Origin of the sequence: Streptomyces sp. NPDC048603 (genome assembly GCF_043199475.1) — a bacterium.
Classification (GTDB): domain Bacteria; phylum Actinomycetota; class Actinomycetes; order Streptomycetales; family Streptomycetaceae; genus Streptomyces.
Genome location: NZ_JBICVY010000001.1, coordinates 40,728 through 62,824, shown reverse-complemented (window position 1 = coordinate 62,824; position 22,097 = coordinate 40,728). Strand labels below are relative to the sequence as shown.

General features: G+C 70.1%; 24 protein-coding genes and 3 pseudogenes. 14 read left to right on the top strand and 13 right to left on the bottom strand.

What is annotated here, in order from left to right:
* Positions 1-84 precede the first annotated feature (84 nt).
* Both ACGFQ9_RS00350 and ACGFQ9_RS00345 read right to left on the bottom strand, forming a co-directional pair.
* Positions 85-468, bottom strand: a complete 384-nt coding sequence (locus ACGFQ9_RS00350; protein ID WP_393569610.1) for a VOC family protein — start codon at positions 466-468, stop codon at positions 85-87.
* Positions 469-724: 256 nt separating this feature from the next.
* Positions 725-1,189 (bottom strand): annotated as a pseudogene (locus ACGFQ9_RS00345) (MarR family winged helix-turn-helix transcriptional regulator); the annotation flags it as partial.
* Between the two features lie 156 nt (positions 1,190-1,345).
* Here ACGFQ9_RS00345 and ACGFQ9_RS00340 point away from each other — a divergent pair.
* Positions 1,346-2,476 carry an NADH:flavin oxidoreductase gene (locus tag ACGFQ9_RS00340; RefSeq protein WP_393569608.1) on the top strand — a complete coding sequence of 377 codons (1,131 nt, stop codon included), beginning with the start codon at positions 1,346-1,348 and terminating at the stop codon, positions 2,474-2,476.
* A gap of 106 nt (positions 2,477-2,582) precedes the next feature.
* Here the strand turns inward: ACGFQ9_RS00340 and ACGFQ9_RS00335 are convergent, their stop codons facing one another.
* Positions 2,583-3,395, bottom strand: a complete 813-nt coding sequence (locus ACGFQ9_RS00335; RefSeq protein ID WP_393570756.1) for an EamA family transporter — start codon at positions 3,393-3,395, stop codon at positions 2,583-2,585.
* A gap of 118 nt (positions 3,396-3,513) precedes the next feature.
* On the opposite strand from ACGFQ9_RS00335, the gene ACGFQ9_RS00330 reads away from it, so the two are divergent.
* Positions 3,514-4,380, top strand: coding sequence for a MurR/RpiR family transcriptional regulator (locus tag ACGFQ9_RS00330; RefSeq protein WP_393569606.1), 867 nt, complete (start codon positions 3,514-3,516; stop codon positions 4,378-4,380).
* A 71-nt stretch (positions 4,381-4,451) separates the two neighbouring features.
* Here ACGFQ9_RS00330 and ACGFQ9_RS00325 read toward each other — a convergent pair whose 3' ends face one another.
* The gene (locus tag ACGFQ9_RS00325) at positions 4,452-4,892 is read right to left on the bottom strand and encodes a VOC family protein (RefSeq protein ID WP_393569604.1); all 441 of its coding nucleotides are present in this window, start codon (positions 4,890-4,892) and stop codon (positions 4,452-4,454) included.
* Between the two features lie 542 nt (positions 4,893-5,434).
* Between ACGFQ9_RS00325 and ACGFQ9_RS00320 the strand changes: the two genes are divergently transcribed.
* Together ACGFQ9_RS00320 and ACGFQ9_RS00315 are read left to right on the top strand one after the other, a co-directional pair.
* The gene (locus tag ACGFQ9_RS00320) at positions 5,435-6,151 is read left to right on the top strand and encodes a hypothetical protein (RefSeq protein WP_393569603.1); all 717 of its coding nucleotides are present in this window, start codon (positions 5,435-5,437) and stop codon (positions 6,149-6,151) included.
* A complete protein-coding gene (locus ACGFQ9_RS00315; RefSeq protein WP_393569601.1) occupies positions 6,141-6,776 on the top strand; it encodes a Fic family protein in 636 nt (211 codons plus the stop codon). Before ACGFQ9_RS00320 ends, ACGFQ9_RS00315 begins: the two co-directional genes overlap by 11 nt.
* A gap of 78 nt (positions 6,777-6,854) precedes the next feature.
* Here ACGFQ9_RS00315 and ACGFQ9_RS00310 read toward each other — a convergent pair whose 3' ends face one another.
* Positions 6,855-7,094 (bottom strand): hypothetical protein, encoded by a 240-nt coding sequence (locus tag ACGFQ9_RS00310; protein WP_393569599.1) that lies wholly within the window; start codon positions 7,092-7,094, stop codon positions 6,855-6,857.
* Positions 7,095-7,994: 900 nt separating this feature from the next.
* Positions 7,995-8,348: a hypothetical protein gene (locus ACGFQ9_RS00305; protein ID WP_393569597.1), complete on the bottom strand. Its 354-nt coding sequence runs from the start codon at positions 8,346-8,348 to the stop codon at positions 7,995-7,997.
* A 238-nt stretch (positions 8,349-8,586) separates the two neighbouring features.
* Here ACGFQ9_RS00305 and ACGFQ9_RS00300 point away from each other — a divergent pair.
* Positions 8,587-8,892: pseudogene (locus tag ACGFQ9_RS00300) on the top strand (HAD family hydrolase); the annotation flags it as partial.
* Positions 8,893-9,223: 331 nt separating this feature from the next.
* Positions 9,224-10,003 (top strand): acetolactate decarboxylase, encoded by a 780-nt coding sequence (gene budA / locus ACGFQ9_RS00295; protein ID WP_393569595.1) that lies wholly within the window; start codon positions 9,224-9,226, stop codon positions 10,001-10,003.
* Positions 10,004-10,070: 67 nt separating this feature from the next.
* Here budA and ACGFQ9_RS00290 read toward each other — a convergent pair whose 3' ends face one another.
* Both ACGFQ9_RS00290 and ACGFQ9_RS00285 read right to left on the bottom strand, forming a co-directional pair.
* Positions 10,071-10,679, bottom strand: coding sequence for a DUF6529 family protein (locus ACGFQ9_RS00290; RefSeq protein ID WP_393569593.1), 609 nt, complete (start codon positions 10,677-10,679; stop codon positions 10,071-10,073).
* 417 nt (positions 10,680-11,096) lie between these two features.
* The gene (locus tag ACGFQ9_RS00285) at positions 11,097-11,231 is read right to left on the bottom strand and encodes a hypothetical protein (protein WP_393569591.1); all 135 of its coding nucleotides are present in this window, start codon (positions 11,229-11,231) and stop codon (positions 11,097-11,099) included.
* A gap of 256 nt (positions 11,232-11,487) precedes the next feature.
* Here ACGFQ9_RS00285 and ACGFQ9_RS00280 point away from each other — a divergent pair, with 256 nt between their 5' ends.
* Positions 11,488-11,922: a hypothetical protein gene (locus tag ACGFQ9_RS00280; protein ID WP_393569590.1), complete on the top strand. Its 435-nt coding sequence runs from the start codon at positions 11,488-11,490 to the stop codon at positions 11,920-11,922.
* Positions 11,923-12,333: 411 nt separating this feature from the next.
* On the opposite strand, the gene ACGFQ9_RS00275 is transcribed toward ACGFQ9_RS00280, so the two are convergent.
* From ACGFQ9_RS00275 to ACGFQ9_RS00265, 3 genes and pseudogenes are all read right to left on the bottom strand, one after another.
* Positions 12,334-12,960, bottom strand: a complete 627-nt coding sequence (locus tag ACGFQ9_RS00275; protein WP_393569588.1) for a hypothetical protein — start codon at positions 12,958-12,960, stop codon at positions 12,334-12,336.
* A 359-nt stretch (positions 12,961-13,319) separates the two neighbouring features.
* Positions 13,320-13,550, bottom strand: a pseudogene (locus ACGFQ9_RS00270) (IS21 family transposase); the annotation flags it as partial.
* A 165-nt stretch (positions 13,551-13,715) separates the two neighbouring features.
* Positions 13,716-15,116 carry an NAD(P)/FAD-dependent oxidoreductase gene (locus ACGFQ9_RS00265; protein WP_393569586.1) on the bottom strand — a complete coding sequence of 467 codons (1,401 nt, stop codon included), beginning with the start codon at positions 15,114-15,116 and terminating at the stop codon, positions 13,716-13,718.
* Between the two features lie 1,045 nt (positions 15,117-16,161).
* On the opposite strand from ACGFQ9_RS00265, the gene ACGFQ9_RS00260 reads away from it, so the two are divergent.
* Together ACGFQ9_RS00260 and ACGFQ9_RS00255 are read left to right on the top strand one after the other, a co-directional pair.
* Positions 16,162-16,704: an EF-hand domain-containing protein gene (locus ACGFQ9_RS00260; protein WP_393569584.1), complete on the top strand. Its 543-nt coding sequence runs from the start codon at positions 16,162-16,164 to the stop codon at positions 16,702-16,704.
* Between the two features lie 464 nt (positions 16,705-17,168).
* On the top strand, positions 17,169-17,564 hold the full coding sequence (locus ACGFQ9_RS00255) for a VOC family protein (RefSeq protein ID WP_393569582.1): 396 nt from the start codon (positions 17,169-17,171) through the stop codon (positions 17,562-17,564).
* 52 nt (positions 17,565-17,616) lie between these two features.
* Here the strand turns inward: ACGFQ9_RS00255 and ACGFQ9_RS00250 are convergent, their stop codons facing one another.
* Both ACGFQ9_RS00250 and ACGFQ9_RS00245 read right to left on the bottom strand, forming a co-directional pair.
* Positions 17,617-18,018 (bottom strand): PPOX class F420-dependent oxidoreductase, encoded by a 402-nt coding sequence (locus ACGFQ9_RS00250; protein WP_393569580.1) that lies wholly within the window; start codon positions 18,016-18,018, stop codon positions 17,617-17,619.
* Positions 18,019-18,032: 14 nt separating this feature from the next.
* Positions 18,033-18,356, bottom strand: coding sequence for a plasmid stabilization protein (locus tag ACGFQ9_RS00245; RefSeq protein ID WP_393569578.1), 324 nt, complete (start codon positions 18,354-18,356; stop codon positions 18,033-18,035).
* A 272-nt stretch (positions 18,357-18,628) separates the two neighbouring features.
* Between ACGFQ9_RS00245 and ACGFQ9_RS00240 the strand changes: the two genes are divergently transcribed.
* The 5 genes from ACGFQ9_RS00240 (at position 18,629) to ACGFQ9_RS00220 (ending at position 22,003) form a co-directional block, all read left to right on the top strand.
* The gene (locus ACGFQ9_RS00240; protein WP_393570754.1) at positions 18,629-19,069 is read left to right on the top strand and encodes a phage tail protein; all 441 of its coding nucleotides are present in this window, start codon (positions 18,629-18,631) and stop codon (positions 19,067-19,069) included.
* A gap of 359 nt (positions 19,070-19,428) precedes the next feature.
* Complete coding sequence (locus ACGFQ9_RS00235) at positions 19,429-19,872, top strand: nuclear transport factor 2 family protein (protein ID WP_393569576.1); 444 nt, start codon at positions 19,429-19,431, stop codon at positions 19,870-19,872.
* A 126-nt stretch (positions 19,873-19,998) separates the two neighbouring features.
* Complete coding sequence (locus tag ACGFQ9_RS00230) at positions 19,999-20,454, top strand: ester cyclase (RefSeq protein ID WP_393569574.1); 456 nt, start codon at positions 19,999-20,001, stop codon at positions 20,452-20,454.
* Positions 20,451-21,056, top strand: a complete 606-nt coding sequence (locus tag ACGFQ9_RS00225) for a TetR/AcrR family transcriptional regulator (protein ID WP_393569572.1) — start codon at positions 20,451-20,453, stop codon at positions 21,054-21,056. Before ACGFQ9_RS00230 ends, ACGFQ9_RS00225 begins: the two co-directional genes overlap by 4 nt.
* Positions 21,053-22,003 (top strand): oxidoreductase, encoded by a 951-nt coding sequence (locus ACGFQ9_RS00220; protein WP_393569570.1) that lies wholly within the window; start codon positions 21,053-21,055, stop codon positions 22,001-22,003. The genes ACGFQ9_RS00225 and ACGFQ9_RS00220 overlap by 4 nt, the downstream gene beginning before the upstream one ends.
* The last annotated feature ends 94 nt before the right edge of the window (positions 22,004-22,097 follow it).

Sequence of the window (22,097 nt, the reverse complement as noted above, 5' to 3'; positions counted from 1 at the left end):
CGGCTCCCCGTCGGCTTCGGTGTCGACGCGAACGGGGCCGTGTGTCATGGTTCCGGCGCGGCGCGGAAGGCAGCGCGGTGGGTGTCAGGAACCCATCGCGGCTCGGTCGGACTCGCTGCGAAGAACGCAGAATTCGTTGCCCTCGGGGTCGGCAAGGACTGCCCAGCCAGAGCCATCGGGATTCCGGTGGTCGGTGACGAAGGTGGCTCCGAGGCCGAGCAGCCGTTCCACCTCCTGCTCACGCGATGTCTCAGGGCGCAAACACAGATGGATCCGGTTCTTGATGACCTTGGACTCGGGCACCTGGTTGAAGTACAGCACCGGGCCTTCCGCCGACAGCACCTGGGTCTCCCGGTCACCCGGTTTGTCCTCCGGATGCTGGGGATGGCCGGTCACTCTGCTCCAGAACCGGGCCAGCTCGTAGGCGTCCGCACAGTCGATCGCCACGTTCTGCACTACAGAAACCATGCGCGTGAGCCTCCCTCACATCCATCCCGGACGCCACCGAGTTGCGCACACCCCTCGCACACAGGGAAGGAGCACGGCAGTACTTCCGGTACACGGCCTCAGGACGGTCCGGCCGATCGCGCTATGCCCTTGGAGGATCGGCAGTGGCCGAGGACCTGTTGCCGGAACCGGCAGAACCAGAGGCTGTGCTTGCCGGCGCCCCGGATTCCCGCGGTACCGGCGGGTGACATGCGGTGCGGGCGTCGTCTTCCTCCGCGCGCGGCCAGTGCCGTCCTTCGAGGGCCTCGGCGCTGCGGTTGAGCCGGAGCAGGACGTCCTCCAACTCCCGTACTTCCGCGGGGGACCAGCCCGCGACCACCCGGGCCAGGCAGGCCTGGTTGACCTCACGGTCTCCGGCGAGCCGGCGCCCGCCTTCCACGGTGATCCGCAGCTTGCGGGCCATGCCGCCGTCCGGGTCCGCGACGCGTTCGGCCAGCCCGCAGCGCAGCAGCGCGGCCGTCTGGCGGTTCACGGTCGAGGTGTCGAGCCCGAAGGCGTCTGCCAACTGTCCTATGGACATGGGGCCCTGTGCGTCGATCCGGCTGAGCAGCAGGTACGCCGACCGTTCCAGACGTTCGGGATCGCGCTCGCGCCGGGCAAGCACCTGGTGCCGCGAGAGCAGCATCAGCTCCCGCTCCAGTTTCTCCAGCACTGCGCCTCCTGACTCCTTCCGGCCTTCCATTATCGCCGACCCGGGAGACCGGCGGGCCTCTGCCGGGTGGTCGGCGGAGCGCACCACGCGATGCCCGAGCCACGATGCGTTATGCATGATACATAGCATGTGTATTATGCACTTCTCGTCGTGCCGACGAGCACAGCCTCAACCCGGAGGACCCGCATGACCGTCACCACGACCACCGCTTCCCGCGCGGCCGAGATCCTCTCCCGGCCCGTCACGCTGAACGGCCTGACCGTCCCCAATCGCATCGCGATGGCTCCGATGACGCGGATGTTCTCCCCCGGCGGCGTGCCCGGCGAGGACGTGCAGGCCTACTACGCCGGCCGGGCCGCCGCAGGCGTGGGCCTGATCGTCACCGAGGGCACCTACGTCGGTCACGAGTCCGCCGGGCAGAGCGACCGGGTGCCGCGGTTCCACGGTGAGGAACAGCTGGCGGGGTGGGCGCGGGTCGCCGAGGCCGTGCACGAGGCGGGCGGCGCGATCGTGCCTCAGCTCTGGCACATAGGCATGGTGCGCAAGCAGGGCGAGCCCCCGTACGCCGACGCGCCCGCCGTCGGCCCCTCCGGCATCCGCGTCGACGGCACCGAGGGGACCGGCAAGGCGATGACCCGCGCCGATCTCGACGATGTCATCGGCGCGTTCGCCGACGCCGCCGCTGAGGCCGAGCGGATCGGCTTCGACGGCGTCGAACTGCACGGCGCCCACGGCTACCTGATCGACCAGTTCCTGTGGGAGCGGACCAACCGCCGCACCGACGCCTACGGCGGCAACGCGGTGGCCCGCACGAAGTTCGCCGCGGAGATCGTGGCCGCGGTCCGCGAGCGCGTCCGTGCCGACTTCCCGGTGATCTTCCGCTACTCGCAGTGGAAGCAGGAGGCCTACGACGCCCGGCTCGCGCAGACCCCCGAAGAGCTGGAGGCGATCCTTGCCCCGCTGGCGGCGGCCGGGGTCGACGCGTTCCACGCTTCCACCCGGCGCTACTGGCTCCCGGAGTTCGAAGGCTCGGACCTGAACCTGGCGGGCTGGACCAAGAAGCTCACCGGGCTGCCGGTCATCACCGTCGGCTCGGTCGGCCTCGACGGAGACTTCCTCCGCGCCTTCGCCGGCGAGGGGGCCGCGCTCGGCGACATCGACAACCTCCTGGACCGTATGGAACGCGACGAGTTCGACATGGTCGCCGTCGGCCGGGCGCTGCTCCAGGACCCGCAGTGGGCGGCGAAGGTCCTCGGCAACCGCTTCGACGAGCTGAAGCCGTACGACGCGGCGGCGCTCCGGTCGCTCAGCCACTGATGCTCCAGCAGCCCGGCACATGATCCGCTGCCGGACCGATGGCCCGGGCGGTGCTGCCGTGCCGGCCGAAGCCGACGCAGTGCCGGTACAGGCGCCGCCCCCGCCCTCACGCGCCGCCGGTCAGCTGTAGCACCGCGATCCCCGCCAGGACGGCGGCGCTCGCGGTGATGCGCCGGTGGCCGAGGCGTTCACGGAAGACGACCGCACCGATCAGCGCCCCGAAGACGATGCTGGTCTCCCGCAGGGCGGCGATGGTGGAGAGGTCGCCACGCGACTGCGCCCATACGACGAGCCCGTACGCCAGCAGTGAGATCAGTCCGCCGGCCAGGCCCCGGCCGCACAGCGGGCGCAGCGTGGTGAGCAGGGAGGGCCCCCGGCGGGCCCAGGCGATGAGCGGGAGGACGAGCCCCTGGCAGAGGTAGAGCCAGGCGATGTAGCCGAAGACACTGCCGGAGACGCGGACGCCGCTGCCGTCGACGAGGGTGTACGCGGCGATCATCACGCCGGTGCCGAGAGCGGCGGCCAGCGCGGGCAGCTGGGCCCGGCCGGGGATTCCGTCGGCGAGGGCGAGGCCGGCCAGTCCGCAGGAGATCACCGTGATGCCGAAGGCATGCCCGGCGGGCAGGGAGTGGCCGAGGAACGCGGCGGAGACCAGGGCCACCACGAGAGGCGAGGTGCCCCGGGCGGTGGGGTACATCTGGCCGAAGTCGCCGAGCTGGTAGGCGCGCAGGAGCAGGAGTTGGTACGCGACCTGGAGCGCGGCGGAGGCTGCGATGTACGGCCACGCCGCCGGGTCGGGCAGCGGGGCTATGCAGACGAGAACGGCCCCGCAGCCGGCCGAGGCCAGGCTGATGAGCGTGAAGCCGGCCAGTTTGTCGCGCAAGCCGTGGGTGAGGCCGTTCCAGACGGCGTGCAGCATCGCCGAGGCGAGCACGACGACCGGAACGGCGGCCGGGCCCGACAGGGACGGCAGGTTGGCGGGCACGGGCGCTCCCCACGTCAAGCTGTGGAATGGAATTCCTTGATAGGATAATCGCATGGAAATTCATTCCACGTCGCCCGGGGCGGTCGCAGCCGCCGGCGGGCTCGCCGCCCACATCCGCGCCCATCTGTCCGAGCTGCGTGACACCGAGGCGAGGGTGGCCCAGGTCGTCCTGGACAAGGGCGCCGAGCTGGTGCACCTCAGCGTCAGCGATGTCGCCGCGCTGGCCGGAACCGCGCCGTCCTCGGTCGTAAGGGCCTGCCAGCGGCTGGGGTTCCGCGGGTACCAGGAACTCAAGATCGCCGCCGCCCGGCAGGCGCCAGCCCAGGAGCCCTCCCGGGACCGGGACCCGGCCGCCCGCGCCCTGGCCGACACGGTGCGCGCCGCCCGGGAGGCTCTGGACGGAGTGACGGCGACGGTGACCCCGGAGCGACTGCGCACCGCGGCCGGACTGATCGACGCGGCCTCTCGGGTGCTGGTGGTCGGCGCGGCACTGTCCGGCGCGGTCGCGCTGGACGCCGCGTACCGGCTGCGCGCGCTGGGCTTCGCGGTCGACGCGCCGGCCGACCTGCTGACCGCGCGACTCGCCGCCTCACAGCTGACGTCGGCCGATGCGTGCCTGGTCATCAGTCATACGGGTGCCACCCGCAGCACGGTGGACGTCGCCCGGGGCGCACGACAGGCCGGCGCCCGGGTCGTCGCCCTCACCAGCTACGCCCGCTCGCCGCTGAGCGAGTCGAGCGACTGCACGCTGGTGGCGGGCGGCCAGGACCTGGTCTTCGGCCTCGAAACCGTCGCCAGTCGGCTGGCCCAGCTCACCGTGATCGACGCCCTCACCCTCGTCCTGCTGGAGCTCCGCGGCGCACCGGCCGAAGCGGCGCTGCGCCTGTCGGCGGACGTCACGGTCGACCACTCGTACTGACGGCCGCCCCTGCGCAAGGCGCGGCACGGAGCCCCCCGGGACGGCCGGCTGCATGGTCCGGTGCCTCCGTCTCAGCGCAGTCGCTCGGCCAGGCCGATGATGATGCCCGCCGGGCCGCGGAGGTAGCAGAGCAGGTAGCTTCCCTCGAACCGGGCAATCTCACCGACGAGTTCGGCGCCGTGAGGGCGCAGGCGGGCAACGGTGTCCTCGATGTCGTCGACGGCGAACATGACGCGGTGCGTGCCCAGAACGTTGTGTGGCCGGTTGCGCGGCCCGGCGCCGATCACCGCGGGGCTGAGGTACTTCGCCAGCTCGAGCCGGCTGTGGCCGTCCGGGGTACGGAGCATCGCCACATCACAGCGGACGCCGTCGAGTCCGGTGCACTGGTCGGCGAAGCGGCCCGCGACCTCCGTCCTGCCCTCCAGCTCCATGCCGAGTTCCACGAAGAACGCGATGGCGGCATCCATGTCCTCGACGACGATGCCGACGTTGTCCATCCGCTGAATCGCCATGCCGGCTTCTCCTTCTTCCTCGAGCGGCCTGCGATGGCTGCTGATGTTCCCGACACGGCGAGTTGGCCTCGGACAGGCTCTCCCCGGGCCCTGCCACCCGCCTGCCACCTCGCCGTGTTTCCGTCGTCAACCACCCGAAAGGCTCGACACCTGTTCGGGTCCCGGTGTCCGGTGTCGTTCAGGGGGCCGAGTCGCGTCGGGTGGACCGGTGGAACGGCCGACGGAAGTACTACAGACATGCGTCTACGGCCCCATCGGCGGTCCGCTGACGTGGACGGGTGCCGGACGAGGCGACGGCTGCGACGGTCACCGCCTACGGGGCGAAGGCGGTCCCAACGCGGTCGGCGGAACGGCCGGCCGGATCGTCGCCGGCCTCGCCGGCCGGCAGCCCGTGGTCAGGACGGCCGCCTGCAGCGGCTCCACGGTCGCCGTGCCTGGTCCGCCGTCTGTGCTGTGCACAACGCCTGCAGGGTGGACCCCGGCGCCGAAAAACTGTATGACAAACCCGCGAGCCTTTGGCACGATCCCCCAGTTGCCTTGCCTTGCCTTGCCCGATACGGAGGAACGCCACGGCCGTCAACTACGAGCTCGCCCCGGCCTGGCTGCCGTGGTCTGCCGTCGATCCCGACCTCATCGCCTTCGACTGGGACGACGAGGAGGGTTCTCGGGTCGCCGCGGTGATCGCCCCGATGGTTCCTCCTGCCGGTGCCGGACGGGATGAGGGACATCGCTTCACCACCGAGGTCACGGCGCTTCTGGCAGCCCGATACGGCCGATGGACCTGCGGATGGCACTGGGCGGTCGGCGAGGGCGGTGGTGGTGGCGTCGTCACCAGCTGGTGCTGCACCTCCCATTCCGTGGGCGAGTCCGCGGCGACGGCCGCCAAGGTGGTCGCGTCGCTGCTGGAGTGGCGCGACTGGCTGGAGGAACTGGCCGAGAGGTTCGCACAGCTGGCGCCGCCCGCCGGGGCGGATGCCGAGGAGCGCAGCTGGCACCTGGAACGGGCGGTCACCCGACTGGTGACGGTGGTCGTGGACCGCACGGGTGCCGAATGCGGCTGGTACGGACTCTGCCACACGGTGCTCACCTGGTTCCTCACTTCCACGGGCATGGAACCGGAGACCGCAAAGGCCGCGGTCGACGCCGCGATCGGTGGGAGGTTCAAGAGCTGGACGGAACCATCGCGGACCTTGGTCGACTCCGTGGGAGAGGACTTCGCCGTAGGCCTGACCGGAGAGCACCCATACCGTGACCGCTGACGCCTTGGCTGCCTGGCGCCATGTCAGGAACCAGATCGACTGGGCTTCAGCAGCCAGTGAGACGCCTGCCCCGGTCGCAGCGGCCGTGGACGGCCTTGCCACCTGGTGCGATGAGGGAGGCCGTCACTCGAATCCGGCTCGCCGCGACCAATTGCTCGCGGCGGTGACTCAGTCGCGTGCAGACGCCTCTCGTAAGCGCCCGCTCACCTTCGTGCTCCTGGCGGAATGGCAGCGGCTCGTCCTTGGCACGCCCGAAGTTCCGTTCCGACAGGGCGATGCCTTCGCCAAGGGCGGCCGGGAACGCTACGCACTCACGCCGCACACCCAGCGGGACTTCGAGCACTGTCTGCGCGAGAGCGCCGACCCTAGAGTCCCCCTGGCCTCCCGTGCGGCCAGGTCCTACCTGGACGTGGCCTTCTTTCACCCCTTCCCGGACGGCAACGGCCGCCTTGCCATGCTCACCCTTGCCTACGTCCTGGAGCTGGAGGGAGTCCGGCTGGATCAGGTCGGCCCTTTGCAGATCACGCGGTACGCGGACGACGCCGCCGGCGCGGCAGACCTGGCTGCCCTGGTCTCCGTCCTCATCCGCTCGACACATCGCCGGGCAACCCAAGCGCGTCCCTGAAACCGCAAACCTCCCATCAGGTTCTCGTGAACAGCCCGGCAGTGAGACGAGCACGTACAGCGGGCACCGGGGCCGTGCTCACGGGCCGACGCCCGGTGCTCCAAACGCCATCCAGAGGCCGAGATCGTCTGCCGTGACCCGCAGGTCGGCATGCCGCAAGGCGGATACACAGAGACGATTGCGGACGCCGGTCTGATTGAGCTGCGACTGCAGGATCTGCTTCGGATAGCACAACTGGCGAGCGGCTTGGTACGCAAAGCGAACTGCCCCCTGTCCAGCTTCGTGCGCAACTTCAATGATGCCGTCGGTGCGGTTCAACGGTCGGTCGACCAGGGCCGCAAGGATGCCGCTGTGGATGCGCTGGCCAAGATCTTGCCCCCGCTCTTGGAGCTCGTGCAGGCATGGGGTTTGATGACCTTGCGCTCAGGGTGCAGGAAGAGCTGCACCTGGTAGAGGCGAAACAGGCTGAGCTGCGGGCCAGGTCAGGCTGACCGCAAATCAGGGCTCCGGCGAGGCGGGCGAGGCGTGCGCGCGGCGTCGAGCGCAGCCGGGCCGCGGTGATGCGGTCGAGTACGTGAGGGCCCGCTGAGCGGCGTCTGAGGGCCCCGTGCGCCAGCGTTGCACGTGTCGGTCTCGGGCCGACCGTACCGGATCACGGCCGACAACTCGCCTCCCGTGACGCGTTGTTCGGGGAAGCCGAGGCCGAGGCCGAGCTGGGCGGGGGTGGCGCCGTCGGCACTTCCGGAACGTTGGTCTCTTGCGTCCACACGGTCGGCAGAGGCCGGCGCTCCGAGGACACGGGCCGGCCCTCCGCGTGCGGCGGTCGGTACCGCCGCACGTCCGGGAGCGCTGCTTCTGCCGGCCGTCCGGCGCCGGAGTCCTTCTACAGGAGCCCGTTGAGAAGATTGCCGAGAAGTTCGAGAAGATCACTGACCAGACCGGTGAGAATCCCGTCACCCTCATTGAGGTCCACTGCAAGATCCTTTCGTCGTAAGGGGGTTCGGGGCATATGTATACCCCCCACCACCTCCCGAGCCGTGGCCCCGTCGTGCCGACACGGCCAAGTGACATGACGAAACGTTTCCTCGGTGGGCCATTCAGCGCACGGCGTCGGCCGGGTCGACGCGCCCGGTCCGAACCGGGCCGGTGGTCAGGCGCCGTGGAAGGCGAGCGACGGGCCGGGGCCGCACGAGGCCAGGCAGTCGTTCCGATCGGGACTCAGGGAGGGTTCTCCCAGGAGGTGCAGCGGCGCCCGCGTGACCCCGACGCATCGTGGTTCACCCGTACCTGCGGCTTGTCGTGCCACGGAACCGTGCGACTGCCGGAAGGATGGAGTCCGATCACCACCCGAATTTTCATTGCCTGGACGTTCGCGTACACCGTGGTCACGGCGCCGACGAGCACCTGTGGGGTGGTGGCCACGAGGAAGGGTGCGAGGTCGGCACCCAGGTAGGGGTTGCGGGTCAGGACCCGCAACGTGGCAGGGGGCTCGGCGGCCGAAGCCGCAGTGAGTGACCCGGGTGCGAGAAGCAGGATCACGCAGAGGATCGACATGAACCAACGGCGAATCATGCAAGCAGACCTTTCGGCGAGGAGAGGGATCGGACCTGCGGCGATATCCAGGACGGTCGGCGGCATCCGGCGATCGGGTGCAAGCCGGCCGGCCGGTGCACTTCCCACACGAATCGGGTGAGTGTTCAACCGCGGCCCGCGCATGCCCCAACCACTCACCAGGACGGCCAGGACCGCCAGGACGAGGGCAACCGATGCCCGGCCCTCCCCCCTACCCCCGGACCCCGAAGGCCGCGGCTACGAGCACCGGGTGCGGGGACGGTTCGAGAGGACCGGCCTCCCGATGCCGGAGCTCGTCGTGGACGCGGCCTCGGTGGCCGAGGGGAAGCCGCCTCCGGTGCCGTACCTGCTTGCCGCCGAGAAGCTCGGCGCGGACCCGGCGGAGTGCCTGGTGATCGAGGACGCGCCGTCCGGGGTCCGCTCCGGGCTTGCCGCGGGGATGACGGTCTGGACGGTCAACACCGATGCCCCGCACCCCGACGCCCACCGTCACTTCCCGACGCTCGCGGAGGCCGCGCCGCATGTCCTGGGTGCGCTGGCCTGAGTGGGCGTTTGGCGCGTGCGGCAGAACGCCGTACGGAGCCGCAGCCGGGGGCGACCGAGTGGCCCAGGCCAAGTGGGGCTCGGAAGCCGGGGCTCAGACCTGCGGGGATGCGCGCCCGCCGGGGTGACGCACCCACAGGCCCGAAGTGTGGCGCAAGGGGGTGTCGCACGGCGGGCGCCGGTCTGATGCGCCGACCGCACGACGTGCGACCGTCTGCACGCCGTTGTGACCGCCGTGCCGGTTCCCTAACGTGCTGGACGCAGATCCGGTCCGTGGAAAGAGGTGTAAACGCCGCCGGACCGTCGAACTCACGAGGACTCAGGGGGGGCACATGCCGGGATCAGATCCGACTCCGCAACACGGACCGGGGCAGGAACCCCGAACTCGGCCCAGAGGGCGGATATTCCAGGCCTCGACGATGACGGCCATGCTGGAGGGCGTCTACGAAGGCACGACGACCATCGCCGAGCTCTGCCGCCACGGAGACTTCGGCATCGGAACCTTTGACCGACTCGACGGCGAGATGATCGTCCTCGACGGCCGCTGCTATCGGTTGCGCGCCGACGGGACCGCCGGTGAGGCCGACCCGTCCGCACCGACCCCGCTCGCGGCGGTGACGTACTTCCATGGCGAGTACGACTGGCGCTTGACGGAGCCGATCGACGCAGCGGGGCTGCGCACGGTGATCGACAATTGGCTCCCGAGCCACAACCTGTTCTACGCGGTCCGCGTCGACGGACACTTCGACCACATGGTCACCAGGATGCTCCCCGAGCAGCACCGCCCCTACTCCCGGCTGATCGACGCGGTGGCGGGGCAGGTCGTCTCCACCCACACCGACCTTCAGGGGACCGTCGTCGGGTTCCGCAGCCCCACCCACATGCTGGGGGTGGCCGCGGCCGGCTACCACCTGCACTTCCTTTCCAACTGCCGCACACGCGGGGGGCACGCCTACGACTTCGTACTCCGCTCCGGGCGGGTGCGCGTCGACGTGGGGTACGAACTGTTGCTGCGCCTGCCGTGCACACAGGACTTCCGCAGCGCGCAGCTCGGTCGTGGCGATATCGCAGGCGAGATCGAAGCGGTGCTCCAGGGCGGCTCCAGAACATGACCTGCTCGCCGTCGCGCCGGGCACCGTCATCCGATAGGTCCCGGTGTTCGGCGCGCCCGTCGAATCGTCACATCTGCCCCGGCGGCAGGTGCCGGTACTCGAGCGACAGCACCGGCACGCTGTCTCCGTTGAAGTACCACAGCGCACTCGTGTACCAGACGACCACCAGGACGACCACCAGCGCGCCCCCGGCCAGTGGCAGAGCCCAGCCCGGCAGGCGCCGGCTCTGCACCAGCAGGACCTTGGCGGCGAACGCCCCGTAGAAGAAGCACCCCGCGATCGAGTGCACTGCCGCACGCGAGCCGGTCAGCTGCACGCCGTACGCCTGGACGCATTGCACCGCGATCGGGACGGTCAGGGCGAACAGCACCACACCGACGATCCGGTGGGTGACCGGCACCGGGCCCGGCACCCGGCGCACCCCGGGCAGCCGCCGGTACATCCACAGCGCCAGGAGCAGCTGGAGAACGGCCAGCCCCAGGCAGCCGGTGGCGAGCTGTGCCTTGAGACGTACGGCATCGGTGCCCGTCCGGCCGAACAGCGCCGCGGTGTAGTCCGGCGTGTTCGCCCGGCCGAACAGGAACACGGCGACGAAGACGGCGGCGGCAGCCGCGAACGCCAGTGCGAGAGCGAGCCCGGCTTCAGGGCGACGCAGAGCGGGGCGCGCGTGTGACACGGTGTTCCTCGTCCCGGAACGCTGGGGGATGGCGGTTTGCCATCCCTTGTACTCGCCTGGTGCGGCAGATGCCGGCCGACACGGCCGTAGCGACCTCGACTCCTCGTTGGCCGGCATCGCGGTGGAGTACGTGTGCAGCGCGATGTTCTTGCAGGCCTGGACCCGGTAGCGGCCCGCCGACTGCGCCCTCCGGTGAACTTCGGAGCCCGCCGACCTGTTCGCTGAGGCAGAGCATGGTCCCGGAGCCGACGCGGCGGCCGGAGTGTCGCTGCATCGATCGCTGTGGCACGGACAGTTCGGGCAGCACTCGGGGCGGGGCGCATCCACTGGCGGCCGGCAACTGCATCCGACGACGGGTCTTCAAGCCAGCGGGTCCGGGCCCGGTGTCCTTTCGGGTCCCGGTACCGGGATTCGGTGTCAACTCCGTTCGATGGCGCGAGCGATGTCATCGGCGAGGCCGCCGGCGTCGACCGGCAGTTCGTCGTCGAGTCGGTCGAGGAAGCCGTTGAGGATGCGCTCGATGGTGTCGCGGAGCGCGCGCGGCTCGGGCACGGTCCGGGTCGGCATGTTCCTGGCGACGGGGGAGACTGTGGTCTGCTCGGCGCCCGGCACTGTGCAGGCCAGGGGCGGCAACCGCGGAGGCGGGCGGATGCGTCAGGGACTGTGAGACCCAACGTGAAGGGAGTGAAGGTTGCCTGGTAATCCTCCGACGAATCCACACGTCACCGCCGCATTCGGCAAACCCGCAGCCGTCTACGATCCTGATTCTCGGCGGTGGGCGGTCCTTCGCCACTCACTGTCCATCGCCATGACGACAGCAGCCATCGTCATGGCCTTCATGGTCGTCACGCTTCCGATCGCGGCAGTCTTCTTCATTGACGGAGACTTTCTCGCCGGCGATTACGTCGAGGTCGTGCTGGTTGCCGCCGGCGTGGGGTTTGCCGCAAGTCTTCTCATTCTTCCTGTTGCTTTTGGATTCGAGCGTTTGGTCATGCGTGGCGGCCGTGCATGGAAGGTACTGGCGGCGTGTACACCTGTAGCCTCTCCGATCGTGGCTGCGCTGATTCTTGTCTCACTGTTCAAAATTCAGCCATCGGCCGCCGTCAGTAATGCTTTCGGTGTCGCGATCCTGTTCTTCATGGGCTTCTCCGTCTATTGGTCGACGCTGTGGTCATTGAGTGCTGTCCACTACGGCGCTTGGCGCCTCACCCAACGCATGAGCCGAAATCGGCGTTTCGGCTGAGCTTTCCGCACGTACGGTCTTCGTTGGTGGCCTGCTGACGTCGGCCGTCTGGCTCTGTTCTCGACCGAGGGCTACTTCGAGTCCCTGCCGGCGAGGCTCACGCTCATCGTCCTGCTGCTCATACCGGCCGCAATCGCCGGCGCCATCGCGGCCATCGTCGCCGGTTGGTGCATGCCCGTTCTGGTGGGCCTCGTGAAAGCCGTGGTCGCTCTGGTGCGGTGGGGCAGGCGAAAGCATGCAGCCCGGCAAAGCGCCTCCATGGCGCCTCAACTCCTCTCTGAACTGGGCGAATGAGAAGCAGCCGAGAAGGCGCTTTGGGCTTCGTCGACCTTGGAACCGTGGCGGACCCCGAGCTGCTAAGACGCGGCGACCGGGAAAGCCTCACCGGCTGGGGCGGATCTCGGCGGATCGCTATCCGAACAGGTTCCAGGCCACGACCCGGGCCGCCTCGCGCACCAGCTCCTCCTCCAGCGCGCCGGCCTGCCCGGCCGGCGCCGGCGGGACCTGCTGCGCTGGCGACACGGCTCCGACCGGCCAGGCCCGCTCGGCCCCGGGCAGGGCCGCCACTCCACCGAAGCGCAGGTCGCCGCAGATCCAGACCACACCCCGCCCGTCGGTCATGCCGATCCAGACGTCCTGGGGCAGCCGGCACCGGAAGGTCGCGGCGGCCGTGCGGTCCGGGGCCAATAGCTCCATCAGGTGAGGCCACTGCTTGTCGCCCGACTCCCGAACGCGGGCGGGCCAGACCTGCCACGGACGAGTACGCAGCTGCTCCTCGACCGCCCGCCGCTGGCGCTTCACCACGGGCACGGCCAGACCCAGGCCGATCGCAACACTGCCCAGGGGGAACAGGGCAAGCAGCGGCGCCTGCAGGATGACCGCGATGAAGAAGACCAGGGCGCCGGTGACCCAGGCAGCGAGGTGCAAGACCCGGCGCTTCATTGCCTGCGCATCGCGTTCCAGTGCCCGCAGCACGCCTGGGGTCTGTAACGCCGCAGGTTGCGGCGACACCTGGTATCCGAACTCCTCCGCCAGCACGGTGCCCCCCGCCGCTCATCGTTGCTTCCTGTGTTCACCATCTTCGAGCGGAGGGTTCTCCACCACAAGGAGACGGTCGCCCGGGGCCCCTGCCGCTCGAGCGTGTTCTACGCGAGGCAGGGCCGAACAGGAGCAGCGGGCGCTCCAGGCCGCAGCGGAGCTCGGGCTGGAATACACCGAGCAACTCCAGCGGGCCGGCCAGTTCGCCTGGGCCAAGATCCGCCCCCATCCGGACGGCGCTGTTGCGTGACCCTGACTGCTGTCTTCGACCACACCGCCCCTTTTGCTCTGCCGGGCCGACGTGTCCTTCACCGGCCTCCGCATCGAATCCTCCCGCGGCACCGGCCGCGTCCTGATCCGGCCCCTTTGATCAGGATCTCCGACCGCAGCATCGCGTCGATCAGCGGAGCAACGTCGTCCACCATCCGTCCACGAGCGTGCCCGCTCGATGACCGGCGAGGCGGAGAGGCCGGCACCTGGGCTGCCAGGTATGTGCGGACCGTTCGGCGGTTGAGTCCAGTCTCCTTCGCGATCTCCGACAAGCTCATCGCTCCGGACTCGAACAGCCCGCGGAATCGCCGAAGCTCCATGGTGAAGTCATCGGCCACTGCGCCATCCGCGACATCGTCTGCACCATCAGCCCGATCGAGTCCGTGAACGCGCCCCCGGCAGGCGGTCAAGGCCTCGCGGGCACTTCCCGAACGAGGCGAGCCGAAGCGCGCCCGAGGAATGCGAAGGCTACTGCTGACGAGAGGTTACTCCCCTGTGCGCCGGAGGCCGAGGGAGGGTTCGAGGACCAGGCGCAGGCCGGCGATCGCCTGGTCCGGGCTGGTGGGCCAGGGGGTCATGCGGCTCGCACCGTGGCCGCCCAGGCCGACCTTCCGGTGCCCGGCGAGCGGCTCGCGCAGCGCGGCGAAGAGCCTGGCGGCGCCGTCCTGGGCGTCGTGGAGGTCCTCGAGGCCGCTGACGATGTGGAGAAATGATTCGTGGAGCCGCAGGTCTTGCTGGTCGCGGTGGCTCAGCTGCTGGGCGCGCCGGAAGTGGGCATCGCGGCCCTGGTGGATGTCGTAGAAGGCGCCGACCAGGATGAGCAGGCGCTCGTAGGCGTGCCGGTAGGCATGCTGGTAGAAGGCGGACGCCTCGGTTTCACCCACATGCCGCCGCAGAGCGGCGGTGATCGAGGCAGCCGCCAGCATGCCGCTGTACATGGCCAGGTGGACGCCCGTGGACAGCAGCGGGTCGAGGAAGCAGGCCGCGTCGCCGGCCAGGAACCAGCCCGGTCCGCTGAAGCGTTCGGCGACGTACGAATAGTCGGTCTCCACCCGCAGCGGGGTGACGCGTTCCGCTCCGGCCAGCAGGCGGGCCAGGACCGGGCAGCGGCGCAGCCGGTCCGAGTAGAGGGCCTCGGTACCGCCGAGCGACTGCCGGGCCGCGGCGAAGGAGTGCTGGTCGGTGACCAGCCCGACGCTCAAGGTCCCGTCGTGCAGGGGGATCGCCCAGAACCAGCCGTCCTCGGGAAGCGAGAAAAGGCAGATCGCGCCGGCCGGGGCCGCCTCGACGGGCGCCGTCCCCCGCCAGTACCCCCACAGGGCGACGTTGCGGAACGCGTCGTGGAAGCGCCTCGTCCGCAGGTGCCGCGCCGAGACCAGCCCGGCACGTCCGGAGGCGTCCACCAGATGCCGGTACGAAATGGCACCGGTCCCGGCGGCCGATGACCAGGTGGCCGTCACCGCACGCCCGTCACCGAACTCGACGGAGCGGACCGCGGTCTCCTCGTGGACCCGGACGCCCTGGTCCCGCGCGTGGTCCAGGAGGGCGTGGTCGAACTCCGATCGGACGACCTGGAAGCTGTACAGCGCGCTCCGGCCGAGCCCACCGAAGCGCAGCTCCCACTCCTGGCCGCCCCAGTCGTAGTAGGCGCCGGTCTTGCGGACGAAGCCTCGCCGCTCGACCGCTTCCCTTGCGCCCAAGAGGTCCAGCAGGGGCAGAAGGGAAGGCAGGAGGGACTCACCGATGTGGTAGCGGGGGAAGCGCATCTTCTCCAGCAGGGTGACCTCGTGTCCCTGAAGGGCCAGCAGGGCCGCCGCCGTCGCCCCCGCCGGCCCGCCGCCGACCACCAGAACATCCGTCTCCGCCGCCGGTCGCTCGTCGTGCACGAAGGCCTCCTCGGCAAGGGACTGCGAGACGCGGCCAGTGAACAGCAGGACCACGCACGCCGGGAAGACCGCCTCCGCGACACCAGGGCCGCGGTGGACCGCTCCCGGCCACCACACCCGTACCCTCCGACGACACGGCGAAATGACGCTGTGACCGCCGACCTGCGCACGCCACCTGCGAGCCCCGCCTCGCCCCATGGCCTGCCGCGAGGGGACCGGCCGTATCGCCGGATCGCCGTACGTCGTGTGCGCCGGCTCACGAGCCGCCCGGCAGCGTCACCGCAACACCCCGACCGAATTCCGGGCGCCTTCGACCTCGCCCGGCTGCCGGCGGTGCGCCCCGAGCGGGTACGCGCCGTGATAGACGAGCCGTTCGCACTCAACCCGCTCGGTCTCCGTGGCCCCCGCGGCCGAGACGGCGCCAGACCACCTCACCGCGCCGCAGGACGGCGTGCGTACGGTGCAGCTCATCGCGCCGGGCACGGGTGCCCCCGAACGCCTTCCTGGAGGCCGCCCACCGTGCTGCAGCCGCACCGTTGCTGTTCATCACCTCCGTCAACCGTTCCCGCAGCCACGCCATGGGCAGCCAAGGCCGAACCCGCTCGACCGGCGGGCCGTCGGCATCCGCGCCGGCTTCCGCCCCAGGCGGAGGTATCCGTCCTTGAGCCCGCCGACGAAGAGGCCGCAGCCCTGGTGCTGGGTGACCGGGCAGGCGCAGGTCGGAGGGCTCGGCCCGCAGATCCGGCTGCGAGGAAGGGCGACGCTCGATTGTCAGGGCTCGACGCCCGGCCAGCCGGGGCGAAACCGCAGCCGCCGGCGTCGTCCCAGCCCCGAGGAATGAGTCCGGCCACTTTCGCCGACCGGACGCGGTGAATCGCAGACCACCGCAAATCCGGAAGACGCCTTCAGGTGAATCGATACTGCGGTGAACCCGGACCTCCGGCCAGGTGACACCGCCGAGTGGCGACCGGCCTGCTTCCGCTCTCTGCGGTAGACCACGGTCACAGCCCGCGGGAACCGGCACGACACAACACGGAGTGACACGATGACCACCGACCTGCTGCACCGTAAGTTCGAGCACCGCTTCGACCTCCTCGACACCGACCACGACGGCTACATCTCCCAGGCGGACTTCACCACACTGGCCGACCGGCTCATCGACGGCATCGGCGAGCCCCCCGGCTCCCCCAAGAGCCGCGCGCTGCGCGAGTCCAAGGCGCACTACTGGAAGTCGCTCACCGGGCTGGTGGACGCCGACAACGGCGGACGTGTCTCCCGGGAGGACTTCGCCGCCGGACTCGGCCGGTGCCCGGACGCGTCCCGCATCTCCGATATGGTCCGCCCGTCCATCGAGGCCGACCTCGCCCTGGCGGACCGCAACGACGACGGCACCGTCGACATCGCCGAATTCACGAGCCTCTACCAGGCCATCGGCGTACCCGCAGCCGAGGCCGAGGAGATCTTCCGCGTTCTCGACCGCGACGGCGACGGAGCACTCACCGTCGAGGAATGGCTCACCACTGCCATGGAGTTCTTCACCTCCACCGACAGCAAGGCGCCCGGAAACCGGATCCTGGGCCGGATCTGACCCGAACCGGCCACCGCCGCACCGCCCTGCAGTCCGCGAACACCACCCGGGGCGGACGAAGCATCGGATCCCGGCTCCGGACGGCTTCTCAACGGACGAACACCGGTAGCCAGCCCTCATCCGTTCGAATCGGCTGGTCAAGCGCTCTGCTCGGGCGGTGCTCGGGCCCCCCTTGCCCGTTTCAAGGGACAGGCCCGGGCAGCGCGTTTCGCTACTGCGGCACTGACGCCGGAGCCCCACCGAACCGCTGTGAGCCCGCCGCTGTCGGTTCCTGTGGCCGGTTCCGTGCTCGTCCTCAGGGAGGAGGGCGGGGTTGCGCTGTGCCTGTTTCGATGGTGGGTGCTTTCCCCGGCGTCCACCAGGATCAGGTGGCCGCCTTCGCTCGCCGCCGGGATCTGCCCGCCGCCCTGCTCGACCGGCGCGTCCCCTGTTTCCCCGTCCCTGCGGTGGGCAGGCGGGCGGGTATGGACCAGCCGAGGACCACCGGCCCGTGCCGGCTGTTGCTGGTGCGCCACGCCAAGGCCGTACCGAAGGGCCTGCCGATCGATGACTTCGATCGCCCGTTGAGCGAGCGCGGAAAGGCCGACGCGCCCCGGACGGGCCACTGGCTCTCGGACCGCGGTTTCGCGCCGCCGAGCTGGCCCCGGCCGGAGGACTCGCTCCAGGCCCACCTGCGCATCCAGGTGGCGGCCGCCGACCTGGACCAGGCAGAGCGGGAGGCCGTGTCCCTGGGAGCCCGTCCGCTGGGCACCGACACCGAGGACGGCCCCCGCCAGGTACGCCGCCTCGCCGATCCGGCCGGTCGCTCCTTCGTCCTGGCCACAACCGATTACCGGGCCGAACGGTTCGGGACCGGCTGAGACGCGGTCGCCCCGGGAATGAGCCGGAGCCGGCCCGGGCGGCAAGGAGACGTCAGGGGCTGGGCCTGGTGATGTGCTCGGGCTGGATCACGTAGATCACCCGGACCTGGTCGCGCCCGCCGTACCAGGGGTACGGGCCGCCGAGGTACTTCCGGGCGAGAGCCTCGACGTGGGCGACCGCCCCCTCCGTGGTCACACTCACCACGCGACCGCGGATCTGGACGTACGCGGCCGGCTCCGCGGGATCGGCGACGGCGACGGCCACCCGGGGGTCGCGCGCGATGTTCCGCGTCTTCGTATGGGACTCGACGCTGTTGATCAGGACGTGCTCACCGTCGGTGTCGACCCACGTCTGGGTGAGCTGGGGCGAGCCGTCGGGCATCGTCGTCGCGATGTAACAGGTGCTGGGGCGACGCAGCAGCGCCACCACGTCCTCGCCGAGGGACACGGACACGGGACGATCTCCGGTCAGTGGCCCAGGGCGCGCTTGAGTTCGGCCTTGTTCATGTCGGAGCGGCCCTTGATGTTCCGCTGCTTGGCCTCGTTGTACAGCTGTTCCTTCGTCGGGCCTTCGGAGCCGCTGTGGGAGCGCTGTCCGCCGCGTTTGGAGGAGGACATGTCCTGGGTGGAGGACCGGCTCGCCGTCTTCGACTCGCCCGAACGGGCCCGTTCCTTGTTCACGGTGCGGGCGGCGATCTCCTTGGCCCGCTTCTCCGATTCACCGCGGTCCTGCGCGGACTCCTTGATGTGCTCGTACTGCCGTTCCCGCTTAGGGGAGGACCCACGGGGCATGAGGCGTACTCCTTTCAGCTCTTCGTGCGCTTGAGGTGATCACGGCACACCTCCCGCACAGCAGGCACCTGCCCTGCGCACGGATGCGCATGCCCCGGAGCCCCTCATCGGCATGGTTGACGGGCCGGCAGCGAGCTCCGCCGGGCAGAACGGGCCCCGGGCGAAGCGATTGACCCGGCGCCGAGGGGGCAGAGGCCGCTGCGGGGACGCGGATCACGGGCGAACCGCTCATGGCAGGCCGAAGTCGCACCCTTGGAGGTGTTCTCGTGCCGATGGGAGACATGGGGCAGGTGGAATCGTTCGGTGTGGAATTTGACGATGTCGTCGAGGCGGTTCATTCGGTGACCTTTCCGCAGACACTGCTCGACGATGACGAGATGCGGGTGGTATCGGCGACAGGTGACGTACTGGGCCGCAGACAGCCAGCGGAGTCGCGAGGGTCTGGGGACGTGACGGTCACCCGCGGTGTGCACAGGAGCGAGGGGTTCTCGGAGTGGATCGCGGCCAGTCTGGGGAAGCGGGGTGCTGAAGGGTCCTGCCGGGACATCACTCTGGTGGGGTACGACGCCACCGGCCGCCCGGTCGCGCGGTACCACTTGAAGAACGCCTGGGTTTCCCACCTCGCGGTGCCTGGTGCCGATGCCGGCGGGGAGAGTCAGGAGGGCTCGGTAGTGACGCTGACCTACGAAGAGGCCACGGTTCGGCGGCCTTGAGCGGGGCTTCGGGCCCGGCCCCGGTGCCCGGAAAGACGGTGTCGGTGGTTCGCGGGACGGGGCAGGCGCGGCAAGGGAGGCATCAATCCCGTGTCCCGCCCCGGCAGCCCCCTCACCGGCAGGACCGGGACCCCCGCTCGCTCCAGGAGGCAGCGCATGTCGCAGGTCAACCGCACCGCCACCAGCCGTACCGGCGGTACCGGCAGCCCGTGCCGTCGCCGGGGCACCTGAGCCGGGCAGCGCCGGCTCCATCGGCCGCATTACCCCCGGGGTAATCGACCGCTCAGCCCTCCACCAGCAGGATCGTTGCATCGACGAATCCCGTCGGGATCCGGCCGGCCGGAGTCACGAGGAGCGCCATGACCGTCAAGCCCACCGCCGTCACCACCGCGAGTCCTGTGGCCGTGGCCACCCGGGCCGTGGTGCAAGAGTTCCTTGCCGCCCGACTCGCCGGCGACACCGGGCGGCTCATCGAGCTGTTCGCCGAAGAGGTCGACTGGCTGCTCGCCGAGAACCCCACCGTCCCGTGGATCCACCCGCGGTCCACCGCCGTCGAATGCGCCGGCCAGTTCACGGAGCTGATGGAGCACACCGTGCCCGAGGACGCGCGCGCCTCCGTCGACACCTTCCTCGTCGACGGCAATGACGCCGTCCTGATGGGACACCTGTCGGGGACCGTACGCGCCACCGGAAAGTCCTTTGCCGGCCCCTTCGCGTTGCGCCTCACCGTCGAAGACGGCCGGATCACCCGGCACCACCTCTACGAGAACAGCCTGTCGACAGCCGACGCCTGCGCCCCGTGAGGGCGGGTGCCGGCAGCTCCCCGGGGGCCCGATTGCCCCAACTCGTAGTCCGGCTCAGCCGATTCACTATTGGTTACACCGTACACATCGTGTACGGTGTAACCACATCGTCGATCGGAGGAACCGATGTCCCACCCGACTGTCGCGCACGCGTTCGCCGCTCTGATGAACGGTCACGACCCCGATGCCGTGGACGGCTTCGTGGCCGAGGAGTACGTCAACCACAACCCCTACGTCGAGGACGGCCGTGAGGCCAACCGGGCTTTCTGGGGCCGCTGGTTCGCCGCCTTCCCCGACACCTGCGTCACCCTTGAGGACGTCCTGACCGACGGCGACCGCGTGGTCGGCAGATTCACCTACCGGGCCACGCACCTGGGGTCGCTGCTCGGCGAGGAACCCACCGGAAGGGCGGTGGAAATGCGGTCGCTGGACATCTGGCGAGTCCAGGACGGCATGGCGGTCGAGCACTGGGACGAGCTCAACACCCTGGAGTTCTTCAACCAGCTGGGCCTGCTCGCACCGATGGAGATGCCCGACACCCCCGCCGACGCGCAGAACCCGGCAGAGGGCCAGGCGCTGTGACCCCGCCACCGCCGGAGCGCGAGCCCTCCCCCTCCCGGCAGCGCCGCGAACGCGAACGCGCCGCAGCACGCACCGAAATTCTGCAAGCCGCCCGTGACCTGGCCAGGGCCGAGGGCTGGGAGGCGGTGAGCATGCGCCGCCTGGCCGACCGGATCGGCTACTCCGCCAACTACGCCTACCGCTACTTCAAGGGCCGCGACGACATCCTGCTGGCCCTCGTCAAAGACGGGTTCGTCCGGCTCGCTGCGAACATGCGCTCCAGCGGTACCTCCGTCCGGGCCGCGGCGGCCGCCTACCTGGACTTCGCTCTCGACGAACCGGACCTCTACCAGGTCATGTACGGCCTCGGCGGTGTCCACGTGCCCGCCGCCGAGACCGTCACAGAAGGCGCCGAGGTCGGCGCGGTGATCGCGGACGCCCTGGGGATCGCGGACCCCTACGACGACCGCATCGCCCGCATCTGGGCCACCGCGCACGGCCTCGCCGCCCTGCACGCCGTCCGCAAACTCCCCGACGACCGCGACCGCCTGCACCGACTGCTGGCGGCAAGCGTCGATGACCTGCTCCGCACCCCTCAACAGCCGCAAGGAGGCGCACGATGACCACCGCCCCCACCCGCACCCGCCGATGGACGGCCGACGACATTCCCGACCAGACCGGCCGCACGGTCGTGGTGACCGGTGCCAACAGCGGCCTGGGCTACGTCACCGCCCGGGAACTCGCCCGCCGCGGCGCGCACGTCATCCTCACCGTGAGGAACACCGACAAGGGCACAGCCGCACTGGGCAGACTCCGCGGCGAACTCCCCGAAGCCTCCGCAGAGCTCCGCTCACTGGACCTCGCGGACCTGGACTCCGTCCGCGCGTTCGCCGACGGCCTCGACACGCCCGTGGACGTGCTCGTCAACAACGCGGGGATCATGATGCCGCCGCGCTCCCTCACCAAGCAGGGCTTCGAGTCCCAGTTCGGCACCAACCACCTGGGGCACTTCGCGCTGACCGGGCTCCTGCTGGACCGGCTGCGAGCCGGGCGCGACCCGCGCGTCGTGACGGTCTCCTCGACCCTGCACAAGAACGGCGCCATCCACTTCGACGACCTCCACGGCGACCGCTCGTATTCACCACGCGGCTTCTACGCCCAGTCCAAGTACGCCAACGTCCTGTTCGGCCTGGAACTGGACAGGCGACTGCGCGCGAGCGCCGCCCCGGTCAGCAGTCTCCTGGCACATCCCGGCTACTCCGCCACGAACCTCCAGTCCTCCGGACCGACCGGGCTGCTCAAGTCGATCCTCAAGGTCACCAACCGTCTCGTCGCCCAGGACGTCGAGACCGGCGCGCTCAACCAGCTCTACGCAGCCGCCTGCCCCGATGCGCGGAGCGGCCAGTTCATCGGACCCGACGGGCGCAACGAGTCCAAGGGCCACCCCACCCTCGTCCGGCCGACCGAATCCGCCGAGAACCCCGAGACCGCCCGCCGACTCTGGGACCTCTCGGAGACTCTCACCGGAGTCACCTACGACTTTCCGAGCCGGCCGCCTCGGCAAGCCTGACCCGCCGACGAGGGGCCTTCGGCCCCCGGCCCCCGAGCCCCCAGGCCCGTCCAGGACCCGCCCTCGGCCTCGCTACCCTCGGGAGCGACGTGCG

Excerpts from the sequence above, each read along its gene's own strand:
- ACGFQ9_RS00350 (WP_393569610.1), bottom strand. The coding sequence starts at position 468 with ATGGTTTCTGTAGTGCAGAACGTGGCGATCGACTGTGCGGACGCCTAC.
- ACGFQ9_RS00340 (WP_393569608.1), top strand. The coding sequence starts at position 1,346 with ATGACCGTCACCACGACCACCGCTTCCCGCGCGGCCGAGATCCTCTCC.
- ACGFQ9_RS00335 (WP_393570756.1), bottom strand. The coding sequence starts at position 3,395 with ATGCTGCACGCCGTCTGGAACGGCCTCACCCACGGCTTGCGCGACAAA.
- ACGFQ9_RS00330 (WP_393569606.1), top strand. The coding sequence starts at position 3,514 with ATGGAAATTCATTCCACGTCGCCCGGGGCGGTCGCAGCCGCCGGCGGG.
- ACGFQ9_RS00325 (WP_393569604.1), bottom strand. The coding sequence starts at position 4,892 with ATGGCGATTCAGCGGATGGACAACGTCGGCATCGTCGTCGAGGACATG.
- ACGFQ9_RS00305 (WP_393569597.1), bottom strand. The coding sequence starts at position 8,348 with ATGATTCGCCGTTGGTTCATGTCGATCCTCTGCGTGATCCTGCTTCTC.
- budA (WP_393569595.1), top strand. The coding sequence starts at position 9,224 with ATGCCGGGATCAGATCCGACTCCGCAACACGGACCGGGGCAGGAACCC.
- ACGFQ9_RS00280 (WP_393569590.1), top strand. The coding sequence starts at position 11,488 with ATGACGACAGCAGCCATCGTCATGGCCTTCATGGTCGTCACGCTTCCG.
- ACGFQ9_RS00260 (WP_393569584.1), top strand. The coding sequence starts at position 16,162 with ATGACCACCGACCTGCTGCACCGTAAGTTCGAGCACCGCTTCGACCTC.
- ACGFQ9_RS00255 (WP_393569582.1), top strand. The coding sequence starts at position 17,169 with ATGGACCAGCCGAGGACCACCGGCCCGTGCCGGCTGTTGCTGGTGCGC.
- ACGFQ9_RS00245 (WP_393569578.1), bottom strand. The coding sequence starts at position 18,356 with ATGCCCCGTGGGTCCTCCCCTAAGCGGGAACGGCAGTACGAGCACATC.
- ACGFQ9_RS00240 (WP_393570754.1), top strand. The coding sequence starts at position 18,629 with ATGGGAGACATGGGGCAGGTGGAATCGTTCGGTGTGGAATTTGACGAT.
- ACGFQ9_RS00235 (WP_393569576.1), top strand. The coding sequence starts at position 19,429 with ATGACCGTCAAGCCCACCGCCGTCACCACCGCGAGTCCTGTGGCCGTG.
- ACGFQ9_RS00230 (WP_393569574.1), top strand. The coding sequence starts at position 19,999 with ATGTCCCACCCGACTGTCGCGCACGCGTTCGCCGCTCTGATGAACGGT.
- ACGFQ9_RS00220 (WP_393569570.1), top strand. The coding sequence starts at position 21,053 with ATGACCACCGCCCCCACCCGCACCCGCCGATGGACGGCCGACGACATT.